This window comes from Polymorphobacter multimanifer (assembly GCF_014205635.1).
Lineage (GTDB): Bacteria > Pseudomonadota > Alphaproteobacteria > Sphingomonadales > Sphingomonadaceae > Sandarakinorhabdus > Sandarakinorhabdus multimanifer.
On record NZ_JACIIV010000027.1, the window covers coordinates 12,998 to 26,877 of the forward strand.

Consider the following 13,880-nt stretch of genomic DNA (forward strand, 5'->3'; position numbering starts at 1 on the left):
GGGCAGGGGCAGGGGCCGCGGCAAGGCGCTGCGCTGGAGCGGGTAGCGGGGATCGAACCCGCATCACTAGCTTGGAAGGCTAGTGCTCTACCATTGAGCTATACCCGCGACGCCCCCCGCTTACCCGCACCACCTCGCCGTTTCAACCGCGTTCAGCAACCGCACTTGCGCTCCGTCCCCCCCGCCGGTATAGCCCGCAGCCCGACCCTAGGAGTGTAGCTCAGCTGGTAGAGCATCGGTCTCCAAAACCGAGGGCCGGGGGTTCGAATCCCTCCACTCCTGCCAGTTGTCCCGCCGCTCTTTGCAAGAGAGCGGCGGGTCGACTATCGGGGTCTTTCGAATCGACTGAATTTCTCTGATCTGGATCCAATGGTGAGCGACGCAAAATCCGCACCGAGTGCCAAGGCCGAAAAATCGCAGCGCGTCAGCGTTGGCGAGTTCGTGCGGCAGGTGCGCGCCGAAACCGCCAAGATCAAATGGCCGACACGGCGGGAGACGATCACCACCACCATCCTGGTGCTGATCATGACCGCGCTGCTGTCGATCTTCTTCCTCGGCGTCGACCAGTTGCTCGGCGCCATTGTCAAATTTCTGCTCGGGCTCGCTGGCTGAGGGGCTAAGGGATAAAGATGGCGCGCTGGTACATCATTCACGCTTACTCGGGCTTCGAGAACAAGGTCCGCGAGGCGATCCTCGCCGAGGCCACCCGCAAGGGTCTCGACGTGTTCATCGAATCGGTCGAAGTGCCGGCCGAAACCGTCACCGAGGTGGTGAAGGGCAAGAAGCGCGCCGTCGAGCGCAAGTCGATGCCGGGCTATGTGCTCGCCAAGCTCGACATGACCGACGACATCTATCACCTCGTCAAGAACACCCCCAAGGTCACCGGCTTCCTCGGCCAGCAGAACAAGCCGCAGCCGATTTCGGAAACCGAAGCGGCGCGGATGCTCAACACCAAGACCGAGGAAACGCCTGCCGCCAAGATCAAGCGCAAGGCCAATTTCGAGATCGGCGACCAGGTCCGCGTTCTCGATGGCCCGTTCGCCAGCTTCAACGGCCTTGTCGAGGAGATCGATTTCGATCACGGCCGGGTCAAAGTTTCGGTGTCCATCTTCGGCCGGGCAACCCCCGTCGAACTGGGCTTCGAGCAGGTCGAAAAGCAGAAGTAACCTTCCGCTTCCGACCATTCACCGTGGGAGGCTTCACCGCCGCTTGCACCACAAACAGGAGTGCCAATCATGGCAAAGAAGATCACAGGCTATATCAAGCTGCAGGTGAAAGCCGGCAGCGCCAATCCCTCCCCGCCGATCGGGCCTGCGCTGGGCCAGCGCGGTGTCAACATCATGGAATTCTGCAAGGCGTTCAACGCGCGCACGGAGAAGCTGGAGAAGGGCACCCCCATCCCCACCGTCATCACCGTGTTCGCCGATCGCTCGTTCAGCTTCGAGACCAAGACGCCGCCGGCATCCTATCTGCTCAAGCAGGCCGCCGGCCTCAAGTCGGGTGGTGCAACCACCGGCAAGGGCGCCTTCGCCGGCGCGGTGAAGCAGTCGCAGATCCGCGAGATCGCCGAGACCAAGATGGCCGATCTCAATGCAAACACCGTTGAAATGGCCATGCGGACCATCGAGGGCAGTGCCCGTTCGATGGGCCTCGAAGTGGTGGAGGGCTGATATCATGGCACAGAGCAAGAAAGCCAAGGCGCTCGCCGCCGCTGTCGATCGCGACACGCTTTACGATCTCGATACCGCGCTCGCGATGGTGAAGGCCAACGCCACCGCCAAGTTCGACGAGACGATCGAAGTCGCCATCAACCTCAATGTAGATCCGCGCCACGCCGACCAGATGGTCCGCGGCGTTGTCACCCTGCCCAAGGGCACTGGCAAGTCGGTCCGCGTTGGCGTGTTCGCCCGCGGCGCCAAGGCCGATGAAGCCCGGGCAGCCGGCGCCGAAGTCGTCGGTGCGGAAGACCTGCTCGAGCTCGTCCAGGGCGGCACCATCGATTTCGATCGCTGCATCGCCACGCCCGACATGATGGGTCTCGTCGGCCGTCTCGGCAAGGTGCTGGGCCCCAAGGGCCTGATGCCCAACCCCAAGCTCGGCACCGTGACGATGAACGTCGGTGAAGCCGTGAAGGCAGCCAAGGGCGGCCAGGTCGAATATCGCGTCGAAAAGGCCGGGATCATCCATGGCCTGCTCGGCAAGGCGAGCTTCGCCCAGGAAGACCTGCGCGCCAACTTCGACGCGCTGCTGAACGCGGTCGTCCGCGCCAAGCCGTCGGGCGCCAAGGGCAAGTATCTGCAGAAGGTGGCGCTGTCGTCGTCGATGGGTGCCGGTGTGCGCGTCAACACCGACACGGTCGGCCACAGCATCTGAGTTTCGATCCGTTGAAACCATGAAGGGCCGGGGGCGAAATCCCCCCGGCCCTTCTTGCGTCTGACTGGCTTGATCTTTGCGCCATTTCGTCTATAGCCGCCGCTCGGTTGCAGCTTCGTCTGCACCCAACCGTCCGAGACTGTCGGTGAGGTTCGCCTCCTAAATTGCCGGAAACCCGGTGAGCCTGCATGAGACGATTGACCGATTTCAGCCGTGCGCACGCCGTGCGGCCACTTTCGTTCATCGTTGGACGGGCCATGGCAGCCCGTTGATGCCCCTTTTCGTGGGGGTCTCCACCGGGCAGCCCTGGCTCCGCCGGTGCAGGCGCATGCCTGCATCATACCCAGCCTGCTCCGGAGCGATCCGGAGCGACATGAAGGAGAGACCATGGATCGCACCCAGAAAGCCGATACCATTTCAGGCCTCGCTTCGACGCTGGCCGAAACCTCGGTGGTTGTGGTCACCCGCAACCACGGGCTCACCGTTGCGCAGGTCAATGACCTTCGCAACCGGATGCGCAAGGCCGGTGCCAGCTTCAAGGTGACGAAGAACCGCCTCGCGCGGATCGCCATCGAGGGCACGCCGTACCAGCCGTTGGGCGATCTGCTCACCGGCCCGACCGGCTTCGCCACGTCCACCGATCCGGTGGCCGCTGCCAAGGCCGCGGTGGACTTTGCCAAGACCACCGACAAGTTCGAGATCGTCGGCGGCGCCATCGGCGCGCAGCTGCTCGATGTGAACGGCGTAAAGGCGCTCGCAGAACTGCCGTCGCTCGATGAGTTGCGCGCGAAGCTGATTGGCCTGGTGCTCGCACCGGCCACGAAGATCGCCCAGCTTTCGACCGCACCGGCCGCCAAGCTCGCCCGCGTGTTCCAGGCCTATGCCGACAAGGATGCGGCATAAGCTTTTCAACCCTTTAGAATTGGAGATTACCCATGGCTGACCTGAACGCAATCGTTGAACAGCTTTCCGCCCTCACCGTGCTGGAAGCCGCTGACCTCGCCAAGATGCTCGAAGAAAAGTGGGGCGTGTCCGCCGCTGCTGCCGTCGCCGTTGCCGGCCCGGCCGCTGGTGCACCCGCCGCTGTCGTCGAAGAGCAGACCGAGTTCGACGTGATCCTCACCGGCGACGGTGGCAAGAAGATCAACGTCATCAAGGAAGTCCGCGCCATCACCGGCCTGGGCCTGACCGAAGCCAAGACCCTCGTTGAATCGGCGCCGAAGCCGATCAAGGAAGGCATCTCCAAGGCCGACGCCGAGCAGATGAAGGCACAGCTCGAAGCCGCTGGTGCGACTGTCGAACTGAAGTAAGCCGAACTCGCCGAACGCCAGCCGGCATGAGAAAGGGCGGGGAGCACTCCCCGCCCTTTTTTCGTGTCCGACGGCGCGGCTTTGCCGCGCTCACCCGAACGGCGGCCGTTGGCTGGAGGCCGATTGCGCAGCGATCGGGCGAAGCCACCGGACTCGCCGGAGGCCGGCCGGCATGAGAAAGGGCGGGGATCACTCCCCGCCCTTTTTTCATGTCCGACGGCGCGGCTTTGCCGCGCTCTATCTTTTTTCTGAACTTCGAAAGCCCAGCCGGACTCGCGGGCAATGCCCGCGGCCGGCCACGCAGTTCAGTGCAAAGCCTAGAAGTGGAAGATCAGACCGCCCATCGGCCGGATGCTCTTGCCTTCAAAGGTCTCGACCGAAAGGCGCAAGCGCGCGCCGGACTGGCCGGTCAGGCCACCCAAGCCAATCTCGCGCGGGCCGACTTCGACGCCGAGACCATAGACCCAGCCCTTTCGATCGTTGAAGCCCTGGCCGGTTGCGCCCCGGGCGATGAAGTTCTGGTCCGACTGCACTTCGTACCACATGTGGCCGACGCTGCCGTAGATCATGCCGGTTTCACCTGCGCGAAAGCCGGCGCGGCCGCGAACGCCATACTCCCAATCGATGTTGCCGAAGCCCTTGGCACCATGACCTTCCACGCCGATGAACAAGGGGCCGAGCGGCACATTGGCGCCGAGAACACCTTCGATCACTGCACCATCGTAGCGTGCGCCGGTCGTGCTCTGGAAATCGGGCTTGCGATCATAGAGATGGTAGCCGCCCATGATGCCGAAATAGGGCTCGAAGCCGAACGGCCGCGAACCATCGGGGCTGGTTGCGGTGGTTCCAACGGCATCCTGCGCCACCACGGGAGCGGAGAGACCGAGTGCGAGCGCAAGCGCGCCTGCCGAAAAAAGCATCTTCATTGCATATCCTTAACGCAAAGCCACGAGAACTACCGCTGTTTTAAAGCGGCATGAGTGCACAAGTGGCCCCCTTGGCCATGGTTCCAGCCAGATTTCGAAGTCTGTGCACTGTTGCATTTTTGCTACAGTGCAATCTGGTGCGACTCCCGCTTGTGCAGGAAGGCATCGCGCCTATCATGATGCCATGGCGGTTTCACTCCTCCGGTCCTTCGTCCACCTCGGCCCTGCCGGCAGCGCGGTCGAGCAGCCGCCGTTTTCGGGAATGGACTGGTATGAGCATTATGCCGCGCGCCATGATGCCGATGGCAGCGACGGCCGATTGCTCAGCATGTTCGAGTTCACCGAAAGCTGGGCGATGTGGGAGATGCATCCGGTCGGCGATGAGGTCGTCATCTGCACCTCGGGCTCGATGATCCTTCTGCAGGAGCTTGCCGATGGACGCACCGCGCGCATCGTGCTGCAGGCCGGCGACCACGCCATCAACCCGCGCGGCTGCTGGCACACGGCGGACCTTGACCGGCCGGCCGCCGCCATCTTCATCACCCCGGGGCTGGACACGCAGCACCGTCCGCGCTGACGCCGCCGGCGAAACCCTCTTCCCCTGCGGACTGCATGGCCCTATATGAGTTCCACAAGGCGGCCCTTTCGGGGCTCGCTTTCCTGAATTCTCCGGGACACGGCCTTTTCGAGCGAGTTTGGCCGCGACGCATGGGAGGACACAGGGATCAATCGCCAGTGCCGTGTGGCATCCGGTCGCAGCATTGCGATGGAGGCCCCGCGGCTTTTGTTGTCTTTGCAATCCCCCAGCGGTTGCAAGGGCGCCGGACACCAACGAGAGGCGACCGATTTCCATGGCCACCCAGATGAAGCCCCCCGCTGCCCCGAAGGCGTTCAACGCCCGCCGCCGCATCCGCAAGGATTTCGGCAAGATCGGCGAAGTGGTGCAGATGCCGAACCTGATCGAGGTGCAGCGCGAAAGCTACGAGCTTTTCCTGCGCTCGCGCCCTGCCGATGGCTATATCTCGGGGCTGGAAAAGACCCTGCGCTCGGTGTTCCCGATCCGCGATTTCGCCGGCACCGCCGAGCTTGATTTCGTGCATTACGAGCTCGAGGATCCCAAGTACGACATCGACGAGTGCCGCCAGCGCGACATCACCTATGCCGCTCCGATGCGCGTCACGCTGCGGCTGATCGTGTTCGAAGTCGATGCCGACACCGAAACCCGGTCGGTGCTCGATATCAAGGAGCAGGATGTCTACATGGGCGACATGCCGCTCATGACGCACAACGGCACCTTCATCATCAATGGCACCGAGCGTGTCATCGTCAGCCAGATGCACCGTTCGCCCGGCGTGTTCTTCGATCACGATCGCGGCAAGACCCACGCCAGCGGCAAGTATCTCTTCGCCGCCCGCGTCATCCCCTATCGCGGTTCGTGGCTCGATTTCGAGTTCGACGCCAAGGACATCGTCAACGTCCGCATCGATCGCAAGCGCAAGCTGCCGGTCACCTCGCTGCTCTATGCGCTCAACTGGAATTCCGAAGAGATCCTCAACCTCTTCTACAAGCGTGTCATCTGGGAGCGCGGTTTTGGCTCCAAGAACGAGGCCGGATGGGTCGTGCCGTTCGTCGAGGCCAACTACCGGAACCTCAAGCCGAGCTTCGACATCGTCAACGCCGAGACCGGCAAAGTCGTCTTCCCGCTCGGCACCAAGATCACGCCGCGCGTCGTCCGCAAGGCCGCGAGCGACGGCTTGAAGACGCTGCTGATCCCCACCGAGGAAATCTTCGGCCGCTACAGCGCCTTCGACATCATCAACGAGCAAACCGGCGAAATCTACATCGAGGCCGGTGACGAGCTGACCGCCGAGAATCTCGAGAAGATCGACAAGTCCGGCCAGACTTCGATCGAGCTGCTCGACATCGATCATGTGTCGGTCGGCCCCTGGATCCGCAACACGCTGATGGCCGACAAGGTGGAGGAGCGCGATCATGCGCTGTCCGAAATCTATCGCGTCATGCGCCCCGGCGAGCCGCCGACCCGCGAGACCGCCGAAGCACTGTTCTACGGCCTGTTCTTCGATGCCGATCGCTACGATCTCTCGGCCGTCGGCCGGGTGAAGATGAACATGCGCCTCGATCTCGACGCGCCCGACGACATGACCGTGCTGCGCCGCGAAGACATTTTCGAAGTCATCAAGACGCTGGTCAACCTCAAGGACGGCAAGGGCGAGATCGACGACATCGACAACCTCGGCAACCGCCGCGTGCGGTCGGTCGGCGAGCTGCTGGAAAACCAGTATCGCGTCGGGCTGCTGCGCATGGAGCGTGCGGTCAAGGAGCGGATGAGCTCGGTCGACATCGACACCGTCATGCCCAACGATCTGATCAACGCCAAGCCGGCTGTGGCCGCGGTGCGCGAGTTCTTCGGCTCGTCGCAGCTCAGCCAGTTCATGGATCAGACCAACCCGCTGTCGGAAGTCACCCACAAGCGCCGCGTTTCGGCGCTCGGGCCAGGTGGTCTCACCCGCGAGCGCGCGGGCTTCGAAGTCCGCGACGTTCACCCGACGCATTACGGCCGCATCTGCCCGATCGAGACGCCGGAAGGCCCGAACATCGGCCTGATCAACAGCCTCGCCACGTTCAGCCGCATCAACAAATACGGCTTCATCGAGACGCCGTATCGCAAGGTGATCGACAACAAGCTCACCGATGAGGTGGTCTATCTCTCCGCCATGGAGGAAGCCCGCCACACCATCGCCCAGGCCAATGCCGACACCGGCGCCGATCGTGCCTTCACCGAGGAGCTCGTTTCGGCGCGTGAAGCCGGCGAATTCCTGATGGCGCCGCGCAACCAGATCACGCTGATGGACGTCAGCCCCAAGCAGCTGGTCTCGGTCGCCGCGTCGCTCATTCCCTTCCTGGAAAACGATGACGCCAACCGCGCACTGATGGGCTCGAACATGCAGCGCCAGGCGGTGCCGCTCGTCAAGGCCGAGTCGCCGTTCGTCGGCACCGGCATGGAAGGCACTGTTGCGCGCGATTCGGGGGCCGCCATCGGCGCCCGCCGTTCGGGCATCATCGATCAGGTCGATGCCACGCGTATCGTCATCCGCGCCACCGAGGATATCCAGCCCGGCAAGTCGGGCGTGGACATCTACACGCTGATGAAGTTCCAGCGCTCCAACCAGAACACCTGCATCAACCAGCGCCCGCTGGTGAAGGTAGGCGACATGGTGATGAAGGGCGACATCATTGCCGATGGTCCCTCCACCGAGGATGGCGAACTGGCGCTGGGTCGCAACGCCCTCGTCGCGTTCATGCCCTGGAACGGCTACAATTATGAGGATTCGATCCTCATCAACGAGAAGATCGTCAAGGAAGACGTCTTCACCTCGATCCACATCGAGGAATTCGAAGTGATGGCGCGCGACACCAAGCTCGGGCCGGAAGACATCACCCGCGACATTCCCAATGTGGGCGAGGAAGCGCTGCGCAACCTCGACGAAGCCGGCATCGTCTACATCGGCGCCGAGGTCGAGCCGGGCGATATCCTGGTCGGCAAGATCACGCCGAAGGGCGAGAGCCCGATGACGCCGGAAGAAAAGCTGCTCCGCGCCATCTTCGGTGAAAAGGCCAGCGATGTGCGCGACACATCGCTCAAGCTGCCGCCGGGCGTTGCGGGCACCGTCGTCGAAGTCCGGGTGTTCAACCGCCACGGCATCGACAAGGACGAGCGCGCGCTGCAGATTGAACGCGACGAGATCGAACGGCTCGACAAGGATGCCGACGATGAGCGCGCCATCCTCGATCGTGCCACCTACTCGCGCCTCAGCAATGCGCTGATCGGCCAGACCGCCGCGGCCGCCCCCAAGGGCGTGAGGAAGGGCGCCGTCATCGACGCCGACCTGCTCGAAGAGCATCCGCGCCGTGAATGGTGGAAGTTCGGTGTCGCCGACGATGCCGCCCAGGCCGATCTCGAGGCGCTGAAGCAGCAGTGGGACGATGCCCAGGCGAGCATCAACGCCCGCCTCGAGGACAAGAAGGGCAAGCTCCAGTCGGGCGATGAACTGCCGCCGGGCGTGCTCAAGATGGTCAAGGTGTTCGTCGCGGTGAAGCGCAAGCTGCAGCCGGGTGACAAGATGGCCGGCCGCCATGGCAACAAGGGCGTCATCAGCCGCATCCTGCCGCAGGAGGACATGCCGTTCCTCGCCGACGGGACGCCGGTCGATATCGTGCTCAACCCGCTCGGCGTGCCGTCGCGCATGAACGTCGGCCAGATCTTCGAGACGCATCTGGGCTGGGCCGCACGCGGCCTCGGCAAGCAGATCGGCGCGATGCTGGAAGACATCCACGCGCGTGGGCGTGACCTGGCAAGCGGCGACACCGACGAAGTCCGCGCCAAGCTCAAGGCCATCTACGGCGGCCAGTACGACAGCGACATCGCCGGCATGGCCGATGAGAATGTCATGGAGCTGGCCTCCAACCTCGTCGGCGGCGTGCCGATGGCAACGCCGGTGTTCGATGGTGCGCGCGAAGCCGATGTGAGCCACATGCTCGAATTGGCCGGCCTCGACACCTCGGGCCAGGTCGAGCTGTTCGATGGCCGCACCGGGGACATGTTCGACCGCAAGGTGACCGTGGGCTATATCTACATGCTCAAGCTGCACCATCTCGTGGACGACAAGATCCACGCGCGTTCGATCGGGCCGTACAGCCTCGTCACCCAGCAGCCGCTGGGCGGCAAGGCCCAGTTCGGTGGCCAGCGCTTCGGGGAAATGGAAGTGTGGGCCTTGCAGGCTTATGGTGCCGCCTACACATTGCAGGAAATGCTCACGGTGAAGTCCGACGATGTTGTCGGCCGCACCAAGGTCTATGAGGCGATCGTCAAGGGCGACGACACCTTCGAGGCCGGCATCCCTGAAAGCTTCAACGTGCTCGTCAAGGAAATGCGGTCGCTCGGCCTCAATGTCGAGCTGCAGAGCGACGACAAGGTGGAATAGCGCACCGGCCCTGCGCCGCGCTCTCCCCTTCTCGTCCTGAAAGGAATCCCCATGAACACCGAAGTGATGAATTTCTTCTCGCCGGCCGCCAAGCCCGAGACCTTCGACAAGATCCAGATCTCGCTGGCATCGCCCGATCAGATCCGCAGCTGGTCCTTCGGCGAGATCAAGAAGCCCGAGACGATCAACTACCGCACCTTCAAGCCGGAGCGTGATGGGCTGTTCTGCGCGCGCATCTTCGGGCCGATCAAGGATTACGAGTGCCTCTGCGGCAAGTACAAGCGCATGAAGTACAAGGGCATCGTTTGCGAAAAGTGCGGCGTGGAAGTGACCGTCACCAAGGTCCGCCGCGAGCGCATGGGGCATATCGAGCTCGCCGCCCCGGTGGCGCACATCTGGTTCCTGAAGTCGCTGCCGTCGCGCATCGGCATGCTGCTCGACATGCAGCTCAAGAACCTCGAGCGCGTGCTGTATTTCGAGCAGTATGTCGTCATCGAGCCGGGAATGACCCCACTCAAGAAGTTCGACCTCCTCACCGAGGACGAGCTGCTCGCAGCACAGGATGAATATGGCGAAGACGGCTTCACCGCCGGCATCGGCGCCGAAGCGATCCGCACGCTGCTGCAGGACATGGACCTGCACGGCGAAATGGAGACGCTGCGCGAGGAGCTCGCCACCACCAAGTCCGAGCTGAAGCCCAAGAAGATCATCAAGCGGATGAAGGTCGTCGAGTCCTTCATCGAGAGCGGCAACAAGCCCGAGTGGATGATCATGACCGTCGTTCCGGTCATCCCGCCCGAGCTGCGCCCGCTGGTGCCGCTCGATGGCGGCCGCTTCGCGACGTCGGATCTCAACGATCTCTATCGCCGCGTCATCAACCGCAACAACCGCCTGAAGCGCCTCATCGAGCTGCGGGCACCTGACATCATCGTCCGCAACGAAAAGCGCATGCTGCAGGAAGCCGTCGATGCGCTGTTCGACAACGGCCGCCGTGGCCGCACCATCACCGGTGCCAACAAGCGTCCCTTGAAGTCGCTGTCCGACATGCTCAAGGGCAAGCAGGGCCGCTTCCGCCAGAACCTTCTCGGCAAGCGCGTCGATTATTCGGGCCGCTCGGTCATCGTAACGGGTCCGGAATTGAAGCTGCACCAGTGCGGCCTGCCCAAGAAGATGGCGCTCGAGCTCTTCAAGCCGTTCATCTACTCGCGCCTCGACGCCAAGGGTCTGTCGATGACCCTCAAGCAGGCGAAGAAGTGGGTCGAGAAGGAGCGCAAGGAAGTCTGGGACATCCTCGACGAGGTCATTCGCGAGCATCCCGTGCTCCTCAACCGCGCGCCCACGCTCCACCGCCTCGGCATCCAGGCGTTCGAGCCGGTGCTGATCGAGGGCAAGGCCATTCAGCTGCACCCGCTCGTCTGCTCGGCCTTCAACGCCGATTTCGATGGTGACCAGATGGCCGTCCACGTTCCGCTGAGCCTCGAGGCCCAGCTGGAAGCGCGCGTGCTGATGATGTCGACCAACAACATCCTCAGCCCCGCCAACGGCAAGCCGATCATCGTGCCGTCGCAGGACATGGTGCTCGGGCTCTATTATCTGTCGATGGAGCGCGAGGCCGAGCCCGGCGAAGGCATGGCCTTTGTCGACATGGCCGAAGTGCACCAGGCGCTCCACAACAAGGTGGTGACGCTGCACTCGAAGATCCGTGCGCGCGTGGCGACGACCAACGAAGCCGGCGAGCAGGTGCTGCGCCGCGTGGAGACGACGCCGGGCCGCATGCTGCTCGGCGAGTGCCTGCCCAAGAGCCACAAGGTGCCCTACGAGACGATCAACCGCCTCCTCACCAAGAAGGAGATCGGCGACGTCATCGACACCGTCTATCGCCACACCGGGCAGAAGGAGACCGTGCTGTTCGCCGATGCGATCATGACCTTGGGCTTCCGCCACGCCTTCCAGGCCGGCATCAGCTTCGGCAAGGACGACATGGTCATCCCCGCCGCCAAGGCCGTGCTCGTCGACAAGACCAAGCTCGAAGTGAAGGATTTCGAGCAGCAGTATCAGGATGGTCTCATCACCCAGGGCGAGAAGTACAACAAGGTGGTCGATGCCTGGGCCAAGTGCGGTGACCAGGTCGCCAACGAGATGATGAAGGAGATCAGCGCCAAGCGGAAGGACGAGGACGGCCGCGAGCGCCAGATCAACTCCATCTACATGATGGCGCACTCGGGTGCCCGTGGTTCGCAGGCGCAGATGAAGCAGCTTGCCGGCATGCGCGGCCTCATGGCCAAGCCGTCGGGCGAGATCATCGAGACGCCGATCATCTCGAACTTCAAGGAAGGCCTGACCGTCCTCGAGTATTTCAACTCGACCCATGGCGCCCGCAAGGGCCTCGCCGATACGGCGCTCAAGACCGCCAACTCGGGCTATCTGACGCGCCGTCTCGTCGATGTCAGCCAGGATTGCGTTGTCATCGAGCAGGATTGCGGCACCGAGATGGGCTTGGTGATGAAGGCCATCGTCGATGGCGGCAACACCATCGTCTCCCTTGGCGAACGAATCCTCGGTCGCACCGTCCTCGAGGCGATCGTCGATGCCAAGACCGGTGAAGTCATTGCTCCGGCGGGCCACTTGCTCACCGAGTCGGACATTACCGTGATCGAAGCGGCGGCCGTGGCCGAAGTGAAGATCCGCTCGCCGCTGCTCTGCGAAACCAAGGGTGGTGTGTGCGGCTCCTGCTACGGGCGCGATCTGGCGCGCGGCACCCCGGTCAATGCCGGCGAAGCCGTGGGCGTCATCGCCGCCCAGTCGATCGGCGAGCCGGGCACGCAGCTCACCATGCGCACCTTCCACATCGGTGGTGCCGCACAGGTCAGCGAGCAGTCCACGCTCGATGCACCGGTCGATGGCACCATCGAGTTCCGTGGCCTCACCACCATCACCGACAGCCGCGGGCGGCACATCGCCATGACTCGCAACGGCGAGCTGGTGCTGCGCGATCCCGATGGCCGCGAGCGTTCGGTGCACCGCATCACCTATGGTGCCAATGTGGCGCAGCTCGATGGCGTCAGCGTCAAGAAGGGCGATCGCCTGGCGGAATGGGATCCCTATACCCTGCCGGTCATCACCGAAAAGTCGGGCAAGGTGAAGTATCAGGATCTCGTCGAGGGCGTTTCGATGCGCGAGGAGGTCGATGAGGCCACCGGCATCGCCAACAAGGTCGTCACCGACTGGAAGTCGGTCAGCAAGAAGGACGATCTGCGGCCGCGCATCACCCTGCTCGACGATGAGTCGGGCGAGGCGGCGCGCTACATGCTGGCAGTCGATGCCGTGCTTTCGGTCGCCGATGGCCAGGATGTGTCGGCCGGCGACGTCATCGCCCGCATCCCGCGTGAAGCCGCCAAGACGCGCGATATCACCGGCGGTCTGCCACGCGTGGCCGAGCTGTTCGAAGCCCGTATCCCCAAGGACAATGGCGTCATCGCCAAGGTCGATGGGCGCGTGGCGTTCGGCAAGGACTACAAGGCCAAGCGCCGCGTCGAACTGCACCCCGAGGAGGGCGGCGAGCCGATCGTCTATCTTCTCGCCAAGGGCCGCCACATCACGGTCCAGGAAGGCGACATGGTCCGCAAGGGTGATTACATCATCGATGGCCCCGCCAACCCGCACGACATCCTCGACGTGCTCGGCGTCGAGAAGCTGGCGGAATATCTCTGCACCGAAATCCAGGAGGTCTATCGCCTCCAGGGTGTGCGCATCAACGACAAGCACATCGAAGTGATTGTCCGTCAGATGCTGCAGAAGGTCGAGATCACCGTCTCGGGCGACACCACGCTGCTGGTCGGGGAACAGTGCGACCGCGAGGAAATGGATTCCGAGAACAGCAAGCTCGACAAGAAGGGCACGCCTGCTCAGGGCAAGCCCGTGCTGCTCGGCATCACCAAGGCCTCGCTGCAGACCAAGAGCTTCATCTCGGCCGCCTCCTTCCAGGAGACGACCCGGGTGCTCACCGAAGCTGCCGTGCAGGGCAAGGTCGATACGCTCCAGGGGCTCAAGGAGAATGTCATCGTCGGCCGGCTCATCCCTGCCGGCACCGGTGCCGGCATGGCCCGGCTGCGCGTGGCGGCGAACAGCCGCGACGCCGCCATCCGTGCCGCCAACGCCACCAAGGCCGATGCCTCGCTGGAAGCACCTGCCGACGCCTGATCGGGCACGGCCCTGAAACGAGCCCCGTCGGTGCAAGCCGGCGGGGCTTTTTCATGGATGCGGCGCGC

Annotated in this window: 10 protein-coding genes and 2 tRNA genes; 10 read left to right on the plus strand and 2 right to left on the minus strand. The window is 63.5% G+C overall.

All coding sequences use genetic code 11. The features are described from left to right. Window positions 1–34: 34 nt before the first annotated feature. Window positions 35–108 (minus strand) — tRNA-Gly (locus FHS79_RS15305). A gap of 101 nt (window positions 109–209) precedes the next feature. Here FHS79_RS15305 and FHS79_RS15310 point away from each other — a divergent pair. The 7 genes from FHS79_RS15310 (at window position 210) to rplL (ending at window position 3,683) form a co-directional block, all read left to right on the plus strand. Next, window positions 210–285: transfer RNA gene (locus tag FHS79_RS15310), tRNA-Trp, on the plus strand. An 84-nt stretch (window positions 286–369) separates the two neighbouring features. Next, complete coding sequence (gene secE, locus FHS79_RS15315; RefSeq protein WP_184202097.1) at window positions 370–612, plus strand: preprotein translocase subunit SecE; 243 nt, start codon at window positions 370–372, stop codon at window positions 610–612. A 17-nt stretch (window positions 613–629) separates the two neighbouring features. Then, on the plus strand, window positions 630–1,166 hold the full coding sequence (gene nusG, locus FHS79_RS15320) for a transcription termination/antitermination protein NusG (protein ID WP_184202100.1): 537 nt from the start codon (window positions 630–632) through the stop codon (window positions 1,164–1,166). A gap of 69 nt (window positions 1,167–1,235) precedes the next feature. Beyond that, window positions 1,236–1,670 carry a 50S ribosomal protein L11 gene (gene rplK / locus FHS79_RS15325; protein ID WP_184202103.1) on the plus strand — a complete coding sequence of 145 codons (435 nt, stop codon included), beginning with the start codon at window positions 1,236–1,238 and terminating at the stop codon, window positions 1,668–1,670. Window positions 1,671–1,674: 4 nt separating this feature from the next. Further along, window positions 1,675–2,373: a 50S ribosomal protein L1 gene (gene rplA / locus FHS79_RS15330; protein ID WP_184202106.1), complete on the plus strand. Its 699-nt coding sequence runs from the start codon at window positions 1,675–1,677 to the stop codon at window positions 2,371–2,373. 387 nt (window positions 2,374–2,760) lie between these two features. After that, window positions 2,761–3,276 (plus strand): 50S ribosomal protein L10, encoded by a 516-nt coding sequence (rplJ, locus tag FHS79_RS15335; protein WP_184202109.1) that lies wholly within the window; start codon window positions 2,761–2,763, stop codon window positions 3,274–3,276. A gap of 32 nt (window positions 3,277–3,308) precedes the next feature. After that, complete coding sequence (gene rplL / locus FHS79_RS15340; protein WP_184202111.1) at window positions 3,309–3,683, plus strand: 50S ribosomal protein L7/L12; 375 nt, start codon at window positions 3,309–3,311, stop codon at window positions 3,681–3,683. Window positions 3,684–4,000: 317 nt separating this feature from the next. Here rplL and FHS79_RS15345 read toward each other — a convergent pair whose 3' ends face one another. Then, complete coding sequence (locus FHS79_RS15345) at window positions 4,001–4,609, minus strand: outer membrane protein (RefSeq protein ID WP_184202114.1); 609 nt, start codon at window positions 4,607–4,609, stop codon at window positions 4,001–4,003. Window positions 4,610–4,793: 184 nt separating this feature from the next. Here FHS79_RS15345 and FHS79_RS15350 point away from each other — a divergent pair, with 184 nt between their 5' ends. The 3 genes from FHS79_RS15350 (at window position 4,794) to rpoC (ending at window position 13,812) form a co-directional block, all read left to right on the plus strand. Continuing rightward, a complete protein-coding gene (locus tag FHS79_RS15350; RefSeq protein WP_184202117.1) occupies window positions 4,794–5,186 on the plus strand; it encodes a cupin domain-containing protein in 393 nt (130 codons plus the stop codon). Between the two features lie 274 nt (window positions 5,187–5,460). After that, a complete protein-coding gene (gene rpoB, locus FHS79_RS15355; protein ID WP_184202120.1) occupies window positions 5,461–9,612 on the plus strand; it encodes a DNA-directed RNA polymerase subunit beta in 4,152 nt (1,383 codons plus the stop codon). A 51-nt stretch (window positions 9,613–9,663) separates the two neighbouring features. Further along, a complete protein-coding gene (gene rpoC, locus FHS79_RS15360; protein ID WP_184202123.1) occupies window positions 9,664–13,812 on the plus strand; it encodes a DNA-directed RNA polymerase subunit beta' in 4,149 nt (1,382 codons plus the stop codon). Window positions 13,813–13,880 lie beyond the last annotated feature (68 nt).

What these genes read in the sequence shown, in the direction of transcription:
- secE (WP_184202097.1), top strand. Translation starts at nt 370, where the DNA reads ATGGTGAGCGACGCAAAATCCGCACCGAGTGCCAAGGCCGAAAAATCG.
- nusG (WP_184202100.1), top strand. Translation starts at nt 630, where the DNA reads ATGGCGCGCTGGTACATCATTCACGCTTACTCGGGCTTCGAGAACAAG.
- rplK (WP_184202103.1), top strand. Translation starts at nt 1,236, where the DNA reads ATGGCAAAGAAGATCACAGGCTATATCAAGCTGCAGGTGAAAGCCGGC.
- rplA (WP_184202106.1), top strand. Translation starts at nt 1,675, where the DNA reads ATGGCACAGAGCAAGAAAGCCAAGGCGCTCGCCGCCGCTGTCGATCGC.
- rplJ (WP_184202109.1), top strand. Translation starts at nt 2,761, where the DNA reads ATGGATCGCACCCAGAAAGCCGATACCATTTCAGGCCTCGCTTCGACG.
- rplL (WP_184202111.1), top strand. Translation starts at nt 3,309, where the DNA reads ATGGCTGACCTGAACGCAATCGTTGAACAGCTTTCCGCCCTCACCGTG.
- FHS79_RS15345 (WP_184202114.1), bottom strand. Translation starts at nt 4,609, where the DNA reads ATGAAGATGCTTTTTTCGGCAGGCGCGCTTGCGCTCGCACTCGGTCTC.
- FHS79_RS15350 (WP_184202117.1), top strand. Translation starts at nt 4,794, where the DNA reads ATGGCGGTTTCACTCCTCCGGTCCTTCGTCCACCTCGGCCCTGCCGGC.
- rpoB (WP_184202120.1), top strand. Translation starts at nt 5,461, where the DNA reads ATGGCCACCCAGATGAAGCCCCCCGCTGCCCCGAAGGCGTTCAACGCC.
- rpoC (WP_184202123.1), top strand. Translation starts at nt 9,664, where the DNA reads ATGAACACCGAAGTGATGAATTTCTTCTCGCCGGCCGCCAAGCCCGAG.